Origin of the sequence: Agromyces sp. MMS24-JH15 (assembly GCF_043518605.1) — a bacterium.
Lineage (GTDB): Bacteria > Actinomycetota > Actinomycetes > Actinomycetales > Microbacteriaceae > Agromyces.
The window spans coordinates 571,761-592,906 of sequence record NZ_CP171358.1 but is presented as its reverse complement, the minus strand read 5'-3'; the positions used below and the strand labels follow the sequence as shown (position 1 = coordinate 592,906).

The window sequence follows — 21,146 nt, the reverse complement described above, 5'->3', positions numbered from 1 at the left end:
CGGCCAGTCTATCGGCGGGTCCCCGCGCGACGTTCGTGCGATGCCGGGACCCGCCGATGCATGCCGTCGGACGCATAGGAGGCGGGGTTCGCGGCATACGTCAGGATGGGGGCATGGACCTGCTCATCACCCCGGCGGAACTCGCGCATCGGATCGCGGTGGCGGCCGCGACCGGGACGGATTCCGACGCGGACCGCCCGCCTGTCGTGCTCGACGTGCGCTGGAGCCTCGCGGTCCCCGACGGCCGCCCGGCCTACCTCGCCGGGCACGTGCCCGGCGCGGTCTACGTCGACCTCGACGGCGAACTCGCCGACCACGCGGTCGAGGGTCGGGGGAGGCATCCGCTGCCCGACGCCGATCGGCTGACCCGGGCGATGCGCCGCTGGGGGCTGCGCGAGGGCGACGCCGTGGTCGTCATGGACGACCTCGGCAACCAGTCCGCCGCGCGCGCCTGGTGGCTGCTGCGCGATGCCGGATGGCCCGACGTCCGCATGCTCGACGGCGGCCTCGCGGCGTGGGTCGCGGCGGGGCATCCGCTCGAAACCGGCGACGTCGTTCGCGAACCGGGCGATGCGACCGCCCGGCCGGGCCGCATGCCGGCCGTCGACGCCGACGCGGCGGCGGCGCTGCCCGAACGGGGCGTCCTGCTCGACGCCCGCGCCGGCGAGCGGTATCGCGGCGAGGTCGAGCCGGTCGATCCGAAGGCCGGGCACGTGCCGGGCGCGGTCTCGGCGCCCACGTCGGGCAACCTCGACGCCGACGGCCGATTCCTGCCGGCCGATGCGCTGCGGGCGAGGTTCGCCGCGCTCGGGATCGCACCGGGGATCGAGGTGGCCGCGTACTGCGGGTCGGGCGTGACCGCCGCGCACGAGGTCGCCGCGCTCGCGATCGCCGGCGTCGACGCGGCGATCTTCCCCGGGTCGTGGAGCCAGTGGTCGCGCGAGGAGCGCCCGGTCGCGACGGGCGCGGAGGCCGGCGCGGCCTGAGGTCGGCCTGGACCGCCGGTCAGTCGGCGCGGGGCTCGGACTCGTCCGGCCCGCCCGACTCGTCCTGGTCGCCGGACTCGTCGGCTTCGTCCGCCTCGTCCTGACCGTCCGCCTCGGGCGACGGCTCGTCCGCCTCGGGCGACGGTTCCGGTCGGTGTCCGACCGCGATGAGGGTCGAAGCATCGACCGTGGAGACGCCCTGCGCCTCGAGGTCGGCGAGGTAGTCGGCGCGCACGCGTTCGCGCGCGGCGTCGTCGAGGCCGTCGAGCTCGCGGCGGAGGCCCGTGCCGGTGACGAGGTGCCACGCGAGCTCCGCGTCGAGCGCCAGGTGGAGCCCGATCGACTCCGCGCGGACCTCCTGCAGGCCGAGGTCCGCGAGCCACAGCGCGAGCGCGCCGGGCGTCTCGGCCTGCGGGAGGCCGATCGGCGAGCGGGGCGCGGATGCCTCCGGCTCGGCCGCGGTCGTGTCCGGGGCATCCGTCGACTCCGGGCTATCCGTCGCCGCCGAGTCGTCCGGCGCCCCGGAGTCGTCCGTCGGCCCCGAGTCATCCGTGATCGCAGCGTCGTCCGTCACCGCAGCGTCGTCCGTCGGCGCCGGGTCATCCGTCCCCTCGGCGTCGCCGGGTTCGGCGTCGGCCGGGGCATCCTCGACCGGGGCATCCTCGACCGGCGCGGTCTCGGCCGCGACCGCGGCCGCGAGCGCCGCGGGGATCGGCGCGAGCGCGCCTCCCGACCAGACCGTGAGCACCACGCGGCCGCCGGGGCGCGTGCGTTCGATCAGGTGCCGGACGCCGCCCTCGACGTCCTCGAAGAGGTGGACGCCGAGGACGCACTGCACGAGGTCGTAGCCGTCGGGCGCCCAGGCGGTCGCGTCCGCGACCTCGGCCCGCAGCTGCGGCAGCAGCGTGCCCGCGCGCTCGCGGAGGACCGCGATCGCGTCCGGGTCGACGTCGATCGCGTCGACCCGGCCGAGCGGGCCGACCAGTTCGGCCGCGGGCAGGGCGGACGCACCCGTGCCGCTGCACGCGTCGAGCACCGACTCGTCGAACTGCGGATGGGATCGCAACACGGTGGCCATGGAGACCGGGTTCCAGAGCACGTGGTCCAGGGGGTCGTCCGCGGGTGTCGCGGGCCCCGGGCCCTCGGGCTCGGCGGCGACGACGTCGTCGCCGTCGGTGTCGAGTGGGATGGAGTCCGCCATACCTGCACATTCTGTCCGTTCCGCCCGCGAATGGGAACGTTGTGCGATCGTGTCGGTCCGTCCGGCACGATTCAGCCAATCGGAAGGGTCGGGGCGGCAGACTGTCCGATGAACCTCCCCTCGATCGAAACGAGTCCACCGTCATGAACCGCGCCCTGCGCCGTGCCGCGCCCGTCGCACTCGCCGCGTCCGCCGCTCTCCTCCTCGCCGGCTGCGCCGGCGCCGAGCCCGAGGCCACGCCCACCCCGACCGCCGATGCCGCCACGTGCCTCGAACCGACCTCGGGTGCGCAGAGCGACGCGGTGACCGTCGACGGCGAGTTCGGCGAGGTGCCGACGGTCGCGTTCGCCACGCCGCTCGCGGCCGAGGGGCTGCAGACCTCGGTGCTCATCGAGGGCGACGGCGGCAAGACCGAGCCGGGCGACGTCGCGAACGTCGTGATCAGCATGTTCAACGGCACCACCGGCGTCCAGCTCGTCTCGCAGCCCGCGACGCTCGGCATGGGCGACGAGACGCTGCTCGAGTCGTTCCGTGCGGCGATCGACTGCCAGCCGTACGGCACGCGCACCGTCACCGTCGCGCCGCCCGAGTCGCTCTACGGCGACCAGGGGAACGAGTCGATCGGCGTCGCCGCAGGCGAGTCGGTCGTCATCGTCGCCGACATCGTGAGCGAGTACGTGGAGCCCGAGCCCACCCCGCTGCCGACCCCGTCGGAGTGGACCGAGAACGTGCCCGAGGTGACGTACGACGCCGACGGCGTCCCGACCGTGACCATCCCCGACGCCGCACCCTCGACCGAGCTGCAGCTCAAGGTGCTCGAGGAGGGCGACGGCGCCGAGGTGCAGTCCGGCGACCAGGTCACCGTGCACTACCAGGGCGTCAACTGGGACACCAAGGAGGTCTTCGACGAGAGCTTCACGGGCGGCCAGCCGGCCACGTTCGGCACCGACCAGGTCATCCAGGGCTTCGGCGCCGCGCTCGTGGGCCAGAAGGTCGGGACGAAGCTCATCGTGACCATCCCGCCGGAGCTCGGCTACGGCACCGAGGAGAGTTCGAACGGCCTCGGCGGGCACACGCTCGTCTTCTACGTCGAGATCGTCGACACCGCGAGCGCGTAAGCCGCTCCCGGTCCGCGAAGGCGGCGCATGCCCGACGGGCGTGCGCCGCCTTCGGCGTTCCCGGCGTGGCGCCGCGGACCGCCCGTCGGGATCCCCCGGGACGGCGCCCGGGGCACCCCCCGATGGGGCCTCGCATCCGGAGTGCGGAATCCGCTAATGTCCGGAAACAGGGGGACTCCGAGCGATCACGCGCGGCCGGGAAGGGCGCGCGGGCGCTCGCCGTATCGACGGTCCGAGTCGAAGGGGGGCCGGATGACGCGAAGCGCCGACTCCGGATCGCATCCACGTGTCCGACGCACGCCCGGGATGCGAAGCGGAGCGCGCCGCGCGGCGCCCAGTCCGGATGTCGCGGGCATCACCGGCATCGACTACGAGGTGCGGCTCGTCACCGCCCGGCGGGACGACGCCGAGCCCGCCGCGCTCGCGCGCATCGACCTCACCGCACTGCTGGCGGCCGACGGCGAGGACGGCGCGCGGGTGTACGCCGCGGCCTGGTCCGAGGATGCCTCGGGCGAGGCGATCGTCTGCAAGGTCGTGCCGGTCGACTCCGTCCCGCCCGGGTGCGCCGACCGCGAGCTCCGCGTGTACGAGCGGCTCGCGGAGCGTCCCGGCTACCCCGAGCACAGCAACCTGGCCCGGCTCATCGCGGTCGGCGAGACCGAGGGTCCGCTCGCCGAACGGCTGTTCGTGCTCGAGAGGTACGAGGACGCGGTCGCGGCGACCCGGGGGCTCGGCGCGGCCGAGCTCGGGGATCGGCTCGAACGGCTCTTCCTGTCGGCCTCCGACGGCCTCCGCGAGCTCCACGCGGCGGGGGTGTGCTGGCGCAACGGGCGGCCCGACGCGTTCCTCTGGCGGGCGGAGCACGGCGACGTCGTGCTGGCCGGCTTCGGCCGGTCGGCGCTCGACGGCGGCGCGGGCGACGCCGACGCCGACGCCGACCGGACTGCCGGGCTGCCCCCGGTCGCGCAACGCGCGTTCCTCCGCCCGGCGGGCGCCGCCGCCGGCATCCACCACGGCGAGGTCGACGACTGGTTCGCGCTCGCCGTGACGTGCTCGGCGCTCGCGTTCCCCGGCGACCCGATGCTGCCGTGGCTCGAGCCCGACGGCGTCCGCCTCGCGTTCGGCACGGGCGACCCGAACCCGCTCGCCGAGTTCGGACCCGACCTCGCGCCGCTCCGAGCGGCCAGCCCGGCGCTCGCGGGCATCGTCGCGCACCTCCTCGCCGACCCCGACGACGTCGAGGCGGCGCGCGCGTTCGTCGACGACGAACTCGACGCGCTCGTCGAGCGGCTCCGCCGCATCCGGGCGTGGGAGGTCCCCGGCTGGCTCGATGCGCCCGACGAGCCGAGGCCGACCTGGGACGCGCTCCTCAGCGGGCGGGTCGAGGCGGGCCCGGAGGCCGTCGCCGGGCGCGCCGAGGCGGCCTCAGGGGCGACGCCGGACGAACCGTCGGCGGGCTCGGCGGACGCCGGCGCCGACGCGGGGGGCGGGGCATCCGCTCGATCCGGCGGCCACCCAGCCGCCGCCCTGCGCGCGATCGCGGCCGAACTGCCGATCGCGCTGCTCGCGCTCGTGCCGCCCGTCGTCCTGCTCGTCGCGTGGGCCTTCGTGCCCGAGACGCTCCCGACCCCGCATGCCTGGGACCTCGCGCTGCTCGCCGTGCTCGGGGCGTGCGCGGTCGCCGCCGTCGCGTTCGAGGTCGCCGCGCGGCGTCGCGCGGCCGACGCGGGCGACGTCCGCACGGCGTGGGCCGCGCTCGGCCGTGGACTCAGGGCGGCCGCAGTCCCCGTCGTGCTGGTCCTCGCGGCCGGGATCACGCAGTTCGCAGCGGCGCGGGGATTCCTCGGCCTCGCGTGGGATGCCGCCGACTGGGCGTGGCCGCAGTGGCTGCTCTGGGCGATGCTCGCCTGGTTCGGGCTCGGATTCCTCCTCGGCGGCGCCCGGTACGGTCGGCGCGCGCGCCGCATGCTGCCGGGGCGCCCTCGCTGGGTCGCGCTCGGGGTGCTCGGCGCGCTCGTCGCGTGCGCGGTCGTCTCGGCGTCGCCCTGGAACGACGCGCAGCAGCGGCCGGTCGCGGGCGTGACCTGCGACCCTGCGACGACGGTGGCCGCGGCATCCGACACCGCAGGCGCGGCCGAGGCGGTCCACGCCGACGCCGTCCAAGCCGAGACCGTCCAGGCCTGCCTCGAACCGGGCGGCGACTGGCAGGCCGCCGACCCGGCCGTCGCCGCCGCCGACCCCGTCTCCGCCGCGCTCGGCCTGCCCGTGGTGCGCGCGGCCGGGGATGCGCCGGGCGTCGCGGTCCTGCCCGTCGCGGCCCCCGCCGAGTCGTGCCTCGCCGCGTGGGTGCTCGTGGGCGACCCGCCCGGTGCCGCCGCCGGCGGCTCGGACCTGCCGGCGCCCTCGCCCGGTGCGACCGGCGTCGCGCGGCGCATCTCGGTCGGCGACGTCCCGTACTCGGTCGCGACCGGCACCTGGCCCGCCTCCGGCGTCGACCGGCTCACCGTCTACCGCCCGCTGTCGTTCCGGTTCGACGACCTCGCGTCGGCGGCGCCGACGGCCTACGGCTCCGCCGAGATCGCGGTCGCCGTCGCGCGTCGCGGCTGCGCGGCGGGCGCGGGCGACCGGCTGGCCGCGCTCGAGCGCTCCCTCCTCGGCTCGCTGCGCCTCGCCGACCGCCCCGCACTCGACGTCGCCCAGGTGCGGTACGACGCGGCCGCGCTCGCCGAGCACGGCATCGAGCCCGGCGACCTCGTCGTGCCGACCTCGCCCGAGGACCGCGGATTCTTCTTCCTCGACGACGACCTGGCCCGCGGGTTCGCCGGGACCGACCCGGAGGTCGACCTCCGGCCCGTCGTCGAGGCCGAACGGCCCGCCGAACTGGGCGAGGGCGCGATCGCGGCCGCGACCGTCTCGTTCGGCGACCCGGCGGCGAGCGGCGACCTCGCGAGGGTGTTCCTCTGGGCCACCAGGCCGCCGGTGCTCGACAGCGCGGACGACGCCGGGGTCCCCGGATGGCGACAGGTGGCCACGCGCGCCGACGAGGGTCCGGACCTGCGGCGGTTCGTGCGCCTGGTCGAGCAGGGCGAGCACCCCCTCTGGTTCGCGGTCGACGTGATCGGCGGCGACGTCGACTCGCCCGAGGACATCGCCCGGCTCGGCCTCCTGCTCGGGCGCATCGAGATCCTCGGCAGCCTGCCCGCGAGCGGGGTCGTCGCGGGCTGAGCCGAACCGGCCGCGCCGGCGCCCGCGCTGCGCCCGAGCCGGGCCACGCCCGCGGCGTCGCCGAGGTCAGAGCGTGAGCTGGATCCGATCGGTCCCCGCGTCGCCGAACCCGCTCGTGAGTCCCCACCAGTACACGGCGACGGCGACGGCCCAGAACAGGACCACGAACACGGTGTCGCGCACGCGCCACCGGCTGATCGTGCGCTCGGTCCGGGTCCGGTGCGCGCCGAACGCGCGCGCGTCCATCGCGAGCGCGACGCGCTCGGCGTGCCGGATCGAGCTCGCGAGGAGCGGGATCGCGAGGCTGACGGATCGTCGGACGGCCGCGACCGGCCCGCGGCCGTGGTCGGTGCCGCGGACCCGGTGCGCGGCGCGGATCACCTCGAGCTCGTGGCCGAAGCGCGGCACGAACCGCAGCGCGGCGAGCGCCGTGTACCCGATCCGGTAGGGCACCCGGAGGTTCTGCACGAGCGCGCGCACGAACTCGGGCCCGGTCGTCGTGAGCCCGGCGATGAGGCTGAGCAGGAGCAGTGCTGCGATCCGCAGCGCCGTGGCGACGCCGACGAGGTACATCGCGAGCGTGAACTCCCAGTCCCCGGCCTGCAGGAGCACGACCTCGGCGCCCGCGGCGGCCGGGTCGACCCGCGAGGGATCGGTCCACAGGCCGAAGCTCACGCCCAGCACGAGGACGGACGCGGGCACGCCGACGACGAGCAGCAGGATGCCCCGGGCGCGCAGGCGCGCGCCCACCAGGAGCAGCAGCATGGAGAGCGCGATGATCACGACCGGGATCGCGATGCCGCGCGTGAAGACCAGGGCGAGCATGACCGGCAGCGGTGCGAGCAGCTTCGAGAGCGGGTTCAGTGCGTGCAGGAAGCGCCCGGTCGGCGCCGACTCGGCGAACGGATCGAACGCGGCGGGCGGCACCGGCGACGCGGCGACGGCGCCTGCGTCCGCGGGGTCGGCGGCAGCGGTCCGGGCGGCCTCGGCGGCGGTCATCGCTCGGCCCCGGTCATCGCTCGGCCCCGGTCATCGCTCGCCTCCGGTCACCGGGAGCTGGGACATCCGCGTCACCGAACGCCAGCGCGGGTGCCGCTCGAGCCCCCGGGTCGCGCGCGCGAGCGGCGGGTGCCGGAGCCCGGCCTCCTCGACGAGCGGGCCCGCGAGCACCTCGGCGGTCGGTCCGACGCCGAGGATCCGGCCGTCGCGCAGGACCGCGACGCGCGTGGCGTAGTCGGCGACGAGCTGCAGGTCGTGGGTCACCACGAGCACCGTCGTGCCCTGCTCGTTGAGGTCGCGGAGCATCCCGAGCAGTTCGCTCGCACGCTCGCGGTCCTGCCCGAAGGTGGGTTCGTCGAGCGCGAGCACGGGCGCGCCCGCGACGAGCGCGGTGCCGACCGACAGGCGTCGCTTCTGGCCGCCCGAGAGCAGGAACGGATGCCGGTCCGCGAGGTCGTCGAGCCCGAATCGCTCGAGTATCCGCGCGATCTCCGCGGCGCGCTCGGCCTCCGGCATGCCCTGCAGCCGGAGCCCGACGTCGAGTTCGTCGGCCACGGTGTGGGCCACGAACTGGTGCTCGGGGTTCTGGAACACGAAGCCGATGCGCCGCGTGCGCTCGCGCGCGTCGGCCCGCTGCGGGTCGAGGCCGAGCACGTCGACGGTGCCGGCGGGCGCGGGGATCACGCCGGCGAGCGCCTGCAGCAGGCTCGTCTTGCCGGCGCCGTTCGTGCCGACGAGGGCCAGGAAGTCGCCGGATGCCACGTCGAGGTCGACGTCGTGCACGACCACTGGCCCGCGCTTGCCGCCGCGGCGCACGGAGAGGCCGCGCACGCGGATCGCGGTCGGCGCGGGGTCCGCAGCCTCCGGGCCCGAACCCGGGCCGGCTGCCGCGCGTGCACGGCCCGCCGAGCCCGCCGCGGCCGGCGGATGGACCCCGATCACGGGCGTCGGATCCAGCGCGGTCGACTGCACGGGCGCGGCGTCGCTGAGCGGCTCGGGCAGCGAGGGCTGGGCGTCGAGCGCCGCGCGGAGCTCGGCCGGCGTGAGCGGCAGGGGGTCGAGCCGGACGCCCGCGTCGCGCAGCCGGATCGCCGCGAGCGTCGACACCGGGAGCCAGACGCCGAGCGCGGCGAGCTCGTCGGCGCGGTCGCGCAGGACCGTGCGGGCCGGTCCGTCGATGACGAGCCGCCCCGCGGCGTCGAGCACGACCACGCGGTCGACCACGTCGACCGCGGCGTCGAGGTTGTGCTCGACGAGCACGATCGCGTGGTCGCGCTCGGTCGCGAGTTCGCGCAGCACGGCGTAGACCTCGTCGATGCCCGCGGGATCGAGGTTCGCGGTCGGCTCGTCGAGCACGAGCACGGGCGCGGCCATCGCGAGCGCGCACGCGATCGCGAGGCGCTGGCGGCCGCCGCCCGAGAGCCGGTCCGGGTTCTCGGCGCGGCGCTCCCACAGGCCCACGAGCTTCAGCGCGCGTTCGGCGCGCGCGAGCACCTCGTCGGCCGGGACGAGCTGGTTCTCGGGTCCGAATGCGACCTCGTCGAGCACCGACCCCGTGACGACCTGCGAGTCCGGGTCCTGGAAGACCATCGCGACGTGCGCGCTGAGCACGCCGACGGGGTGGTCGCGGCTGTCGAGCCCGGCGACGGACACCGTGCCCTCGAGGTCGGCCGGCACGGCGTGCGGCACGAGGCCGTCGAGCGCGAGCGCGAGCGTCGACTTGCCGCACCCGCTCGGGCCGAGCACGAGGACCACTTCGCCGGCCCGGATGACGAGGCTCACGCCGTCCGGGGTCGCCCGCGGGGCGCCGTCGTGGCGGATGCGCACGTCCTCGAGTTCGAGGAGCGGGACTGCGGTCATGGCTGGTCCTGTGGGACGGCCCGGCGTCGGCCGGAGGGTGGATTAGGACAGCCTAACCTCTCTGATCGCGGCCCTCGGGAATGCGCAGGTCAGCATGGATGTTTCACGGGTAGCGGGACCTATCCGACCCGCTCGAAGGGAGGAGCACGTGGGCATCCACTATGTCGAGTTCGAGGACGAGGACGGCGTGCTGCGCCGCTACCGGAAGCACGTGAACGGCAAGGGCCTCGTGGCCACGACCGCGAAGGTGCACCCGACCGCGTTCGTCGACGCGACCGCCTACGTCGACCCCGGCGCCGAGGTCCAGTCGCACGCCACGATCTCGGCCGGCGGCTGGGTCGACCGCGACGCGATCGTCGCCGAGCACGCCGTCGTCGGCGTCCGTGCGCACATCGGCCGCGCTGCGGTCGTCGGGCGCCATGCCGTCGTCGGGCCGTACGCGACGGTCGGACGCGACGCGCGCGTGCAGAACGGCGCCCGGGTTCCGCGCGACTCGGCGGTCGAGGAGGGCGCGGTGTACCGCGCGTCGTCGGACGACCTGCGCCGCTTCGGCCTCGCGGCCTAGCAGGACGAGACGGATGCCCCGGCGGACCGCCGGGGCATCCTTCATGTCCGGGCATCCGTCGTGTCCGGGGGTCGGCGCCGTTGCGGCGGCCGGCCGCCGCCCCCGCCGGGCAGGCCCGTCGACGACTGTGCGCCGGCCGTGCCGCGGCTCCCACCCTCCGGCCGGGATCCTGGATGGAGCGAACGAGTAGCCTGAACCCGAGGCCGCACCGTCGCGGCCCGACAGGGGGTTGGTGCGATGCGCGAGCTCGTCATTCCGTCCTCGCTCCGAGAGTTCTTCGGCGACCGGCAGACGCACGCCGAACTGGGGCTCGTCCTCGGCGGCGGCACCGCGCTCGCCGCGGGCATCTCGATCCTCGGCGCCGACACGCTGCTCGGGGTCGACTGGTGGCGCGGCGCGATCGCCGTGCTGCTCCTGTGGGACGTCTGCTGCGGCAGCGTCGCCAACTTCACGCTCGGCGCCGACCGGTACTACGCGCTGCGCCCGAAGCGGCGGTGGCTGTTCCTCGCCGTCCACTGGCATCTCCCGCTCATCGCGCTGGCGGTCGGCGCGGGCGTCGGATTCGCGGTCTACGCGTGGGCGTTCGCGATCGTCGGCGGCATGGCCGTCAACCTCCTGCACGGCACCCGCCTGCAGCCGCCGGTCGCGGGGCTGCTGCTCGGCGCCGGGCTCGTCGGCGTGGTGTTCGCCGCGTTCGACGGCGCGGCCCCCGCGTTCGTGGTCGCGGCGGGCGCGGTGTTCCTCCTGAAGGTGCTGTTCGCGTTCGCGGTCACGCACTTCCGCGGGCTGCCCGCCGAGGCCGCGCCGCCTCAGTCGGCGAGCGCGGACGCGAGCAGCTCGAGCGTTTGAATCCGGCCGGGCGAGGCATCCACCGGTTCGTGTTCGAACGCGCCCGCGATCGGCGCGACCATGACCTCGTCGACCCCGTGGCGGCCCGCGAGCCGGCGGACGGCGGCGGCCGAGGCATCCGGATCGCCGATGATCCACCGCGAGGTCATCGCCTGGATGAGCTCGTCGGCGAGCGCGTCGGGCTCGGCCGCGCGCGCCTCCTCGATGGTCTCGAGCGGGCGCATCGGGCGGTTGAGGCGGAGGCGGGCCATCGAGCGCAGCTGCGGCAGCGCGCGATCGTGCGCCTCCGCCGCGGTGGGCGCGACCACGACGTTCACGGTGAGGAAGGTCACGGGCTGCGGATGCCGCTCGCTCGGCCGGTACCCGGTGCGGTAGAGCTCGAGCGCGCGCTCGAGGCCCTCGCCCGAGAAGTGGTTCGCGAACACGTACGGCAGGCCGAGCTGCGCGGCCAGCTGCGCCGAGTAGTCGCTCGAGCCCAGCAGCCACACCTCGGGGAGCGCCGCCGCGGCCGGCGTCGCCGAGATCGCGTACTCGCGACCGCTCGTCAGGCGCAGGTTCGCGCCGTCGGGCGAGAGCAGGCTCAGGATGTCGGCGATGTGGTCGGGGAAGCGGTCGACGTCGGCCGTCGGGCCGCTGATCCGCAGGAGCTGGGTGATGATCGGGTCGCTGCCGGGCGCGCGCCCGAGGCCGAGGTCGATCCGGCCGGGCGCGAAGGCCTCGAGGGCGGCGAACTGCTCGGCGACGACGAGCGGCGCGTGGTTCGGCAGCATCACGCCGCCCGAGCCCACGCGGATCCGCTCGGTGCGCGCGGCGGCCGCCGCGATGAGCACGGGCGGCGTCGTGGATGCCACGGCCGGCATGTTGTGGTGCTCGGCGAACCAGTAGCGCGTGAACCCGAGCCGGTCGGCGGCCTGGGCGAGCGAGATCGACGCGGCCACCGCGTCGGCGCTGGTCTGGCCGGTGCGGACCGGCACGAGGTCGAGGACGGAGAGGCGGGGCGTCGTGGTCATCGGATGCTCCAACGAGCGCGGGCGGAGGGGTATTCCGCCCCGGGCTCGGGGTGCGCCCTGAGCGGGTCGGCGGGATGCCTCTGATCCGCGGCCCTCCCGGCCCGGGTCGAATGGGGGACGTCGTGCGCCGCGGTCCCGTGGCGGCGGGGCGCCCGAGGCCCCGGCACAGACCGGAAACCGGAAGGAACCACCAGTGAACACTCCCGCGCCCGCCGGCGCCGTCGCACCGGCCGCCGTCGCTCCCACCTCCACCTCCACCTCCACCACGATCACCCTCCGCGGGGCGCTCGACGAGCTCGCCGCCCGCCTCGACGGGCGGCTCGTCATCCCGGGCGACGCCGGGTGGGACGAGGCCCGCGCCGCATGGAACCTCGCCGTCGACCAGCGCCCGGTCGCCGTCGTCGTCGCCCGCTCGGCGATCGACGTCGCACGGACCGTGGACCTCGCACGGTCGCTCGGCCTCGGGGTCGCGCCCCAGGCGACCGGGCACAACGCCGGGCCGCTCGTGGCCGCCCACGGCCTCGCCGACGTCATCCTGCTGCGCACGCACGAGCTGCGCGGCGTGCGGATCGATGCGGCCGCTCGGGTCGCGCGCGTCGAGGCCGGCGCGCTCTGGGGCGACGTCGTCGAGGCGGCCGCGCCGCACGGGCTCGCGCCGCTCGCCGGCTCGTCGCACGACGTCGGCGTGGTCGGCTACACGCTCGGCGGCGGGGTCTCCTGGCTCGCCCGGTCGCAGGGCCTGGCCGCCAACCGCGTCCTCGCGGCCGAGGTCGTGACCGCCGACGGCCGCATCCGCCGCATCGACGCCGAGCACGAGTCCGACCTCTTCTGGGCGATCCGCGGCGGCGGCGGCGACTTCGCGGTCGTGACCGCGCTCGAGTTCGGGCTGCTGCCCATCGCCGAGGCCGTCGCCGGCACGCTGTTCTTCCCGCTCGAGCGCGCCGACGAGGTGCTGCACGCGTGGGCCCGGTGGACGCGGTCCATCCCCGACACCGTCACCTCGGTCGGGCGCGTCCTGCGCTTCCCCGCGCTGCCCGAACTGCCGCCGTTCCTGGCAGGGAAGTCGTTCGCGGTCGTCGAGGTCGTCCTCCTCGAGTCGGCGGCCACCGCCGACGGACTGCTCGAACCGCTCCGCGCGCTCGGACCCGACATCGACACCGTGCACCTCCAGCCCATCCCCGAGCTCCTCCAGCTGCACATGGACCCGCCGGGGCCGACCCCGGGCATCGGCGGCGGGCTCGCCCTGGCAGACCTGCCGGACGCCGCGGTCGACGCGTTCCTCGACGCTGTCGGCCCGGATTCGGGGACGCTCCTCGTGTCCGCCGAGATCCGCCAGCTCGGCGGGCGCGTCCGGCCCGATGCGGCCCGTGCCGCCGCCGCGGCCGAAGGCCTCCCGCTCCCGGGCGTCGTCGCGGGCCTCGACGCCGGGTACCTGGTCTACGGCGTGGGCATCGCGGTGCCCGAGATCGTCGAGGGCGTGCGCGCCTCGATCGCGCGGCTCGTCGACGGCCTCGCGCCGTGGCACGCCGAGCTCGACTACCTCAACTTCGTCGAGGATCGCGCCGACGCCGGCCGGTTCTTCGGCGATCGCCTCGAGCAGCTCCGCCACCTCAAGCGCGCGGTCGACCCGACCCGGGTCATCCGCTCGAACCACGCCGTCTGAGCCGTCCGGGCACCCGCGCTTCGGCGGCCGTCGACGAGACGGCCGCCGACGCGGTTCGACTTCGGGGTTGTCGCCGTCGTGCACGCCTTCCTAGGCTGTGTGGAATGCGACACCGCGGTCGCGGGTCGCGCACCGTCTTCGGGGGAGGACCGGATGACCCTGCACTACGAACTGCCCACAGCCTCGGACTTCGCGACACTTGCGGGCCCGCACTTCCCGGCGATCACGGTCTACGCGGCCACGTCGCCGGTCGTGGCCGAGCGTGAACGTGCGGAGGTCGCCGTCAAGAGCGGCTTCGACGAGGCGATCGAGCGCATCCGCCAGGGCGGGGCATCCGCCGGCGAGGTCGAGGAGCTGCGCGCCCGGCGCGACGCGATCCTCGGCGACCTGCAGCTCTGGGGCAGTCTCGCCCGGTCGCTCGCGATCTTCGTGGCGCCGGGGTTCAGCGAGGTCTTCGTGCTCCCGAACCGCCTCGACGACGCGGTCCACGTCGGCTCGCATTTCACGCTCGGCCAGCTCCTGCGCGCACCGAGCCAGGACCAGGAGGCGTTCGCGATCACGCTCTCGGCCAACGAGTGGTCGCTCTGGCACGCCACGCCGACCGAGCGGGCCGCGCGGCTCGCGCTCGACCCGTCGCTCCCGCGCGACGCGGACTCCGCGTCGAACCGCGAGCCCGGCGAGGACAAGCCGCGCGGCGGCATGCACGGCGACCGCGGCTCCACCGGCGAGGAGCGGCGCAAGCAGCTGTTCGAGATCTACGCCAAGCGGGTCGCGGATGCCACGCGCCACGAACTCGGCCGCCTCGACCCCGACGAGCGCGTGCCGCTCTTCGTGTTCGCGACCGAGCCGCTGCTCAGCCAGTTCGTCGAGCGGGCCCGCAACGGCCGGCGCATCATCCCGGTCTCCGGGGCGCCGGTCCGGCTCGGCGCCGCCGAGATCGACGAGGCGCTCCGCCACCAGCTCGGCAGCCTCAACGTGCGCGAGGCGGATGCCGCACTGCGCGTCCTCGCCGAGGCGAGCGCGGGACGCGTCGAGCACGACCTGGCCGCGATCGCGCGCGAGGCCGTCGACGGCGCCGTCGAGACGTTCTGGTTCGACTTCACGACCCAGGTGAACGGCACGCTCGACCGCGAGTCGGGCGCGATCCAGTACGCCGCGGACGACGGGGTGGGCGGCGCGCTCTCCGACGGCTCCCGGGTCGGCGACCTGCTCCCGCAGCTCGCGCTGCTCGTGCTCGCGCGCGGCGGCCGGGTCGTGACCGTGCGCAGCGGCGACCTCGACACGGGGGTGTGGACGGGCCCCGCGATGGCGGAGCTGCGGTTCGCGCTGACCTGACCTGGCCTGGCCTGGGGCCTCACCTGGCTCGGCGTGGCCGGCCAGCACGACCCGACCCGTCACTCAGTACGCGGCGACCTCGCCCGCGGGGTCGTCCGCGTCGAGCTCGATCACGGGGACGGTGATCGGTTCGCGCCATCCGAAGCGGATCACGACCTCGAGCGCGGCGTCGTCCTCGACGACCGTCTCGACGTCGGTGTCCGTGAGGACGCGGGCCGAGGCATCCTCAGGGGGCGTCTCGGCCAGCTGCAGCCACAGGCTCTCCGGATGCGGCACGACGCCCGGGTTCGCCGCGGTGAGCGCGAGGCTCCACCCGGCGCTCGGGCACAGGCCGCCGCCCGTGACGCGGATGGTGCGGACGCCGTCCTCGATGCTCGCCGAAGCGCGGAAGTCGTCCGCTGAGAACTCGCAGTGCAGGCCCGCGTCGTCGCCGGCGACGGTCGTCTCGGTCTGCAGATCGGTCGATTCGATGCTCATGCGCACCGACCGTAGGGGTCGCGCGCGGGTCCCGCCTCAGGGGTGACGCTGAGGCGGGGCATCCTTGCCTAGGGTTGAGCCCATGCGTTTCGGAATGTTCGTCCCCCAGGGTTGGCGTCACGACCTCGTCGGCATCGAGCCGGCCCGGCACTGGGAGGTGATGCACGGCCTCGCCGCGCACGCCGACCGCGAGGACTCGCCGTGGGAGTCGATCTGGGTCTACGACCACTTCCACACCGTGCCGACGCCGAGCGAGACCGAGGCGACCCACGAGGCGTGGTCGCTCGTGAACGCCTACGCGGCGACCACCTCGCGCGTGCGCATCGGCCAGATGTGCACGTGCATGTCGTACCGCAACCCCGGCTACCTCGCGAAGGTCGCCGCGACCGCCGACGTGATCTCGGGCGGACGCGTCGAGATGGGCATCGGCGCCGGTTGGTACGAGCACGAGTGGCGCGCGTTCGGCTACGGCTTCCCGGATGCACCGACCCGACTCCGGATGCTCCGCGAGGGCGTCGACGTGCTGCACCAGGCCTTCACGACCGGGCGCGCGTCGCTCGCCGGCGAGTTCTACTCCTTCGACGACGCGATCTTCCAGCCGCTGCCGCTGCAGGACGGCGGCATCCCGATCTGGGTCGCCGGCGGCGGCGAGAAGGTGACGCTCAAGATCGCCGCGCAGTACGCGCAGTACACGAACTTCTTCGGCTCGCTCGACGAGTTCGAGCACAAGAGCGGCATCCTGCGCCGGCACTGCGAGGTGCTCGGCCGCGACTTCGCGTCGATCACGCGCTCGTCGAACTTCAACACCGTGATCGGCACGGACGCCGCCGACGTCGAACGGCGGCTCGCGGTGATCGAGGCGCGCGTCGCGCCGTTCCTCGGACCCGAGGTGACCGCGCGGTTCATGGGCGACTACCACGCGCCGCACTCGCTCGTCGGCACGGTCGACGAGGTCGTCGCGAAGCTGTCCGCGGCGCGCGAACTCGGCCTCGCGTACGCGATCCACTACTGGCCCGAGGCGGCCTACGACCGCTCGGGCATCGAGCTGTTCGAGCAGGAGGTCGTCCCGCAGCTGCGGTAAGCGCCGCGGCGGCCCCGCGAAGTCGCTCGAATCGACGCGTGTGCGGCGTGCGGCGTCGATTCGCGGACCGTCGTCGCGGGAGGTCGCACGAATCGATCTCCGCGCAGGGCAGAGGGACGGTTCGGGCGACATCACGGCGTGATGTCGCCGGAAGCGTTCCGGCAGCGGGCTTGCCGCCGCGGGACTACGCCGCCGGGGGACTACGCTTCCGCGGGACTACGCGGCCGCGGCCTCGAACTCGTCGAGCTTCGCGCCGAGCTCGGCGTCGGTCGGCTCGGTGAAGTGCACGCCGTCGGGGAAGATCACGACGGGGATGTTCGTGCGGCCGGAGATCGCCTTCGCACGCTCGGCGCCGTCGGCGACGACCATCAGGTCGACGTACTCGTAGTCGACGCCGCGCGTGTCGAGCAGCCGCTTCGAGCGGCGGCAGTCGCCGCACCACTCGGCGCCGTACATGGTGATGCGGGCAGGCGCGAGGTCGGGGGAGACAGGGGAGGTCATGCCAAGACACTACGTCGGGAAGCTGAACGGTATTCCCAGACTCTGCCCGGTGCTCGAGTCGCGGCCGCGGCTGGTGCGCATGGAGACCGGACCGACGGCATCGGGTATCGGCGAGATCGATCCGCAGTGGGAGACTCGGCGCATGGGATCGCACCGATTCGAGACCGAACTCCTCCTCGCAGGCGGCAACAACACCGGCATCGAGGTGCCGCCGGAGGTCGTGGAGGCGCTCGGCGCGGGGAAACGTCCTGCCGTCGTCGTGACGGTGAACGGGTTCGAATACCGCAGCACGATCGCGTCGATGGGCGGGAAGTACCTCATCCCGTTCAGCTCGGACAAGCGTGCGACGACCGGGTTGGGTGCGGGTGACCCGATCGTGGTGGAACTCGTGCACGACGCGGCGCCGCGCACGGTGGAGGTACCGGACGACCTCGCCGCCGCGCTCGAGGCGGCCGGCGCGCGAGCGGCGTTCGATCGGCTGGCGCCCAGCCATCGCAAGGCCCACGTCACCGCCATCGAGCAGGCGAAGGCGGCCGAGACGCGTCGGCGCCGCATCGAGAAGGCGGTCGCGCAGGTGCTCGGCGGGTGACCTCGAGCCGAGGCGGCGGCGTCAGGCCGGGACCGCCTCCGCTTCGGAGGCCGCCTCCGTCGTCGCGACCGGCTCGCCGGCGCCGGGCCGCCGTTGCGCCCGTGCGTCCACCAGCCGCATGAAGCCGCTGAGCTGGGCGACGCCCTCGGCCGTGTGCGGCAACCCGTCGAGCAGGCCCGGCGAGTAGATCAGGTACGCGGCCCACTTCGCGCGCGAGATCGCGACGTTCAACCGGTTCTTCAGCAGCAGGAACTCGATGCCCCGCGCGACGTCCGACGCGGACGACGCCGCGAGCGACACGATCGCGACGACGGCCTCCTGGCCCTGGAACTTGTCGACCGTGCCGACCGGGACGTCGGGGTACCCCGCCAGGTCGAGCGCGCTGCGCACCTCCTGCAACTGGGCGTTGTACGGCGTCACGACGATGAGGTCGCCTTGGCGGAGCGGCCGCGCCGGCTTCTCGACGATGCCGTCGCCGCGCTCGTCGGAATCGGTCCAGTCCCGGCCGAGCAACTGGGCGACCAGGTCGACGACCATCGCGGCCTCCTCGGGCGATGCGGTCGAGTTGCCGAAGTGCTCGGCCGGCACCGGGGCTAGGCCGGGCTCGATGCCCGCGAGCCGCCGGGCCGACGCGATGGGGTGCGAGCGCAGTTCGCCCTCGTAGGACAGCACCGAGACGGGCTCGGCGACGGCCGGGTGCATCCGCCGGCTCTCGTCGAGGAAGTAGCCGAACTCGGCCGGGAGGACATCGTGTCCGTCGGCCACCCAGCCGAGTGCCGACCTGTCGACGGGCTCCGGGTGGACCGCCTGGCTCACCTGCGGGAGTTGCTGCGGATCGCCGAGCAGCAGCAGGCGCGGTGACGCGACCGAGACCGCGATCGTCGACGCGAGCGCGAACTGGCCGGCTTCGTCGATCACGAGCAGGTCCAGCGACTTGCGCGGGACGCGGGCCCGGTTGCAGAAGTCCCAGGCGGTGCCGCCGATCACGTAGCCGCGGTCGGCGCGATCGGCGGCGAACCTCGTGAGGTCGTTCTTGCGCGGCAGTCCGGTGAAGGAGACGGTCTCGACGTCGGCGGGATCCTTGAGCGCCTTGCCGACGAGGTCGCGGTCGAGGCCGGCCGCGACGACGGAGTCGAGCACGTTCTCGACGACCGCGTGCGACTGGGCGACGACGCCGACCTTCCACCCGTGCTCGGCGACGAGTCGCGCGATGACGTGCGAGGCGAGGTACGTCTTGCCGGTGCCGGGCGGGCCCTGCACGGCCAGGTACGAGCGGTCGAGCCGGCGCACCGACTCGAGCACCTCGGCGACGCGGTCGCCGCCGGGCTCGTGCGGGACGAGCCCGCCGACCGCGCGCGGCGGGACGCGTCGCAGCACGTCCAGAGAGGGGTCGGCCGGCAGGTCGGGCCGGGTCGCGACGCGGTCGGCCCACTCGCCGATCGCGTCGCGCAGCGCGTCGTTGTTCGGCGGCCGGCCCGGCGCGAGGGCCATCGGCAGGTCGGACCAGGTCTCGTCGCCGGTCCCGCGCTCCTCGACGACGACGCCCGTGTCGGTGACCTCGACGATCTCGGCGTCGGTGGTCGTGCGCTGGCCGGGGCGGCGCGTGTTCGACGGCACGCTCGACGGCCAGTCGTAGAGCAGGAACACGCCCGCGCCCACGCTGAACTTCGAGCCCGGCGCGATCTCGCCCTCGAGGCCGATGCGCCGGCGCGACTGCTGCTGGCGGCCCTCGATCGCCCACGGTTCGGTCACGCGCGAGCGCACGGGGTCGACGACGAGCACGTCGCGGTCGTCCTGCCAGAGCTCGACGGGCTGGTCGGTGCGGAGGAAGTGCGCCCACCAGAAGCTCTTGCTCTCGCGCTGGTGGTAGTCGATCGCGGCGGATGCGAGTGCGAGCGCGGTGCGATCCGCGTCGGCCTCCCGCGCGGCGTCGGCCGGGCCGGCGAGTTCGCGCAGCGCGGTCGCGAGCGGAGAGGGCTCGTAGGTGCCCCCGGCGCGCTCGACGAGCCAGCCCGCCGGAACGGGCGGAATCCCCACCTCGGCAGCGCGCACGAGCAGCCAGTCGCGGAGCCTGAGCGTCGAGACGCAGTCGTACCGGTTGTAGTCGGCGAGGTCGGCGAGGATCGCGGACGACTCGGCCGCGGCGTCGGCGTCGCCGCTCTCGTGCAGCTCGCGCGCCCGCACGTACTCGGTGATCGAGTCGCCGCCGCTCTTCACGTCGGCCTCGCGCAGTTCGGTGCCCATGTACAGCGGCTCGAGCTTCTTGATCGAGTACGACCGACTGCCCACGCGCACGGCGCGCTTCACGATCGGGTAGAGGTCGACGAGCACGCCGTCCGCGAGCAGCTGGTCGACGTCGGACTCGCCGACGCCGTGGCGCGCGGCGATCGAGGCGAGGTGCGTCCGCTCGTAGCTCGCGTAGTGGTAGATGTGCATGCCCGGATGCTGTGCGCGACGCAGCTTCACGAACTCCAGGAACCGGACGAGCGCTTCGCGCTCCTCCGCGAAGTCGTGCGCCCAGAATGCGGTGTAGGTCTCGGCGGTGTCGACCCAGCCCCACAGGTAGTCGAGGTTCCACTTCGTCTCGTCGCCCTCGGTGTAGAGCGGATCGCCCTCGAAGTCGAAGAAGAGGTCGCCGGCGTCGGGCTCGGGGATCGCGGCGAGCGCCTGCGGTTCGCGGATGGTCCACGGCGGCGGCAGCGGGGGATCGGACGGGGTGCGCTGTCCCGAGGCCTCGGCCTCGGCGAGCGCCGACTCGGCCTGGAGCTGCAGGCGCGCCTGCTCCCGGAGCCCGACCAGGATCGTCGGCAGGAGCCCGGGGACCGGGCCGTCGGCCGTCGCGAGCTCGTCGATGGTCGTGATGCCGGCCGCGGCGAGCTTCTCCCGCTGCGTGACCCGCAGGCTCCCGACCGTGAGCACGTCCCGGTTGGCCTGCACCTCGAGTTCGCAGGTCGGGCAGCGGCCGTCGTGGTGGTAGCGGGCGTCGCCCCAGACGACCGGACCGGAATCGGCGACGCGCTCGTCGACGAGCTGGCGCAGCCGCGCCGCGCGTTCGCGGTAGACGGGGAGGATGTCGGCCAGCCGGTGGGCGCTCGTCGTGCCGTCGCCGAGGAGCAGTTCGACGGTGTCGTCGCACGGGATGCCGAGCCGGTCGAGCTGCTCGGCGTAGACCGCGAGCTGCAGGAGCGCCGTCACGCGGGCCCGCCGCGCGAGCTTCGAGTCCTGCACGCGATAGCGCCCGTCGGGCCGGCGGACCAGGAAGTCGGCGAACCCCACGAACCCGGCGTCGGCGAACATCGCCTGGTACACGACGGGTGCACCCGACTCGAGCGCCGCGATCGTCGCGGCGACCGCGGCCCGGACCGCGGGCTCGTCGCGCACGCTCGGCTGCACGATCTCGACGACCCCGTCGCCGTGCTGCTCGCGGTAGCCGGCGAGGACGCGACGCTCGTGCCGATTGCCGAGTTCGCCTGCGCGCTCGAGCATCGCGTCGCTGGGCGCCTCGAACAGCGTCTCGCGACCGAGCTTCACGTCGAGCTCCCGGAGGAACGCGAACTCGCACTCCGAGGCCTTCTTGAGGTCGCTCGCGCTGGTGACGACCGATCCGTCCGCCGCGATGTACATGCGATCCCTTCCCCGCGCCGTGCCCGGCGTGACCCGGCCGGGCCGGCCGCCCGTCGTGCCAAC

Annotated in this window: 16 protein-coding genes; 9 read left to right on the top strand and 7 right to left on the bottom strand. The window is 74.7% G+C overall.

All coding sequences use genetic code 11. The annotated features are described in order from the left end of the window. Positions 1–113 precede the first annotated feature (113 nt). The gene (locus ACDF64_RS02695) at positions 114–986 is read left to right on the top strand and encodes a sulfurtransferase (protein ID WP_394553265.1); all 873 of its coding nucleotides are present in this window, start codon (positions 114–116) and stop codon (positions 984–986) included. A gap of 19 nt (positions 987–1,005) precedes the next feature. On the opposite strand, the gene ACDF64_RS02690 is transcribed toward ACDF64_RS02695, so the two are convergent. Next, the gene (locus ACDF64_RS02690) at positions 1,006–2,187 is read right to left on the bottom strand and encodes a class I SAM-dependent methyltransferase (protein ID WP_394553264.1); all 1,182 of its coding nucleotides are present in this window, start codon (positions 2,185–2,187) and stop codon (positions 1,006–1,008) included. Positions 2,188–2,330: 143 nt separating this feature from the next. Between ACDF64_RS02690 and ACDF64_RS02685 the strand changes: the two genes are divergently transcribed. Together ACDF64_RS02685 and ACDF64_RS02680 are read left to right on the top strand one after the other, a co-directional pair. Next, positions 2,331–3,305 (top strand): FKBP-type peptidyl-prolyl cis-trans isomerase, encoded by a 975-nt coding sequence (locus ACDF64_RS02685; protein ID WP_394553263.1) that lies wholly within the window; start codon positions 2,331–2,333, stop codon positions 3,303–3,305. 306 nt (positions 3,306–3,611) lie between these two features. Further along, positions 3,612–6,530: a hypothetical protein gene (locus ACDF64_RS02680; protein ID WP_394553262.1), complete on the top strand. Its 2,919-nt coding sequence runs from the start codon at positions 3,612–3,614 to the stop codon at positions 6,528–6,530. A gap of 66 nt (positions 6,531–6,596) precedes the next feature. Here ACDF64_RS02680 and ACDF64_RS02675 read toward each other — a convergent pair whose 3' ends face one another. Further along, positions 6,597–7,529: an energy-coupling factor transporter transmembrane component T family protein gene (locus tag ACDF64_RS02675; protein ID WP_394553261.1), complete on the bottom strand. Its 933-nt coding sequence runs from the start codon at positions 7,527–7,529 to the stop codon at positions 6,597–6,599. 30 nt (positions 7,530–7,559) lie between these two features. Next, positions 7,560–9,389, bottom strand: coding sequence for an ABC transporter ATP-binding protein (locus tag ACDF64_RS02670; protein WP_394553260.1), 1,830 nt, complete (start codon positions 9,387–9,389; stop codon positions 7,560–7,562). Between the two features lie 148 nt (positions 9,390–9,537). Between ACDF64_RS02670 and ACDF64_RS02665 the strand changes: the two genes are divergently transcribed. Both ACDF64_RS02665 and ACDF64_RS02660 read left to right on the top strand, forming a co-directional pair. Next, the gene (locus ACDF64_RS02665; RefSeq protein WP_394553259.1) at positions 9,538–9,954 is read left to right on the top strand and encodes a transferase; all 417 of its coding nucleotides are present in this window, start codon (positions 9,538–9,540) and stop codon (positions 9,952–9,954) included. Between the two features lie 237 nt (positions 9,955–10,191). Further along, a complete protein-coding gene (locus ACDF64_RS02660) occupies positions 10,192–10,803 on the top strand; it encodes a hypothetical protein (RefSeq protein WP_394553258.1) in 612 nt (203 codons plus the stop codon). On the opposite strand, the gene ACDF64_RS02655 is transcribed toward ACDF64_RS02660, so the two are convergent. Then, positions 10,764–11,813, bottom strand: a complete 1,050-nt coding sequence (locus ACDF64_RS02655) for an LLM class flavin-dependent oxidoreductase (protein WP_394553257.1) — start codon at positions 11,811–11,813, stop codon at positions 10,764–10,766. The genes ACDF64_RS02660 and ACDF64_RS02655 overlap by 40 nt on opposite strands. A 193-nt stretch (positions 11,814–12,006) precedes the next feature. On the opposite strand from ACDF64_RS02655, the gene ACDF64_RS02650 reads away from it, so the two are divergent. Together ACDF64_RS02650 and ACDF64_RS02645 are read left to right on the top strand one after the other, a co-directional pair. Continuing rightward, a complete protein-coding gene (locus ACDF64_RS02650; protein ID WP_394553256.1) occupies positions 12,007–13,476 on the top strand; it encodes an FAD-binding protein in 1,470 nt (489 codons plus the stop codon). Between the two features lie 153 nt (positions 13,477–13,629). After that, the gene (locus ACDF64_RS02645; protein ID WP_394553255.1) at positions 13,630–14,811 is read left to right on the top strand and encodes a hypothetical protein; all 1,182 of its coding nucleotides are present in this window, start codon (positions 13,630–13,632) and stop codon (positions 14,809–14,811) included. A gap of 63 nt (positions 14,812–14,874) precedes the next feature. Here the strand turns inward: ACDF64_RS02645 and ACDF64_RS02640 are convergent, their stop codons facing one another. Then, complete coding sequence (locus tag ACDF64_RS02640) at positions 14,875–15,288, bottom strand: hypothetical protein (protein ID WP_394553254.1); 414 nt, start codon at positions 15,286–15,288, stop codon at positions 14,875–14,877. Between the two features lie 82 nt (positions 15,289–15,370). Here ACDF64_RS02640 and ACDF64_RS02635 point away from each other — a divergent pair, with 82 nt between their 5' ends. Then, entirely contained in the window at positions 15,371–16,369 is a 999-nt protein-coding gene (locus ACDF64_RS02635) for an LLM class F420-dependent oxidoreductase (protein WP_394553253.1), read from the top strand. 216 nt (positions 16,370–16,585) lie between these two features. On the opposite strand, the gene ACDF64_RS02630 is transcribed toward ACDF64_RS02635, so the two are convergent. Beyond that, positions 16,586–16,870, bottom strand: a complete 285-nt coding sequence (locus ACDF64_RS02630) for a glutaredoxin family protein (RefSeq protein ID WP_394553252.1) — start codon at positions 16,868–16,870, stop codon at positions 16,586–16,588. A gap of 142 nt (positions 16,871–17,012) precedes the next feature. On the opposite strand from ACDF64_RS02630, the gene ACDF64_RS02625 reads away from it, so the two are divergent. Next, entirely contained in the window at positions 17,013–17,459 is a 447-nt protein-coding gene (locus ACDF64_RS02625; protein WP_394553251.1) for a YdeI/OmpD-associated family protein, read from the top strand. 21 nt (positions 17,460–17,480) lie between these two features. Here the strand turns inward: ACDF64_RS02625 and ACDF64_RS02620 are convergent, their stop codons facing one another. Continuing rightward, positions 17,481–21,083, bottom strand: a complete 3,603-nt coding sequence (locus ACDF64_RS02620; protein WP_394553250.1) for a TM0106 family RecB-like putative nuclease — start codon at positions 21,081–21,083, stop codon at positions 17,481–17,483. Positions 21,084–21,146: the final 63 nt, after the last annotated feature.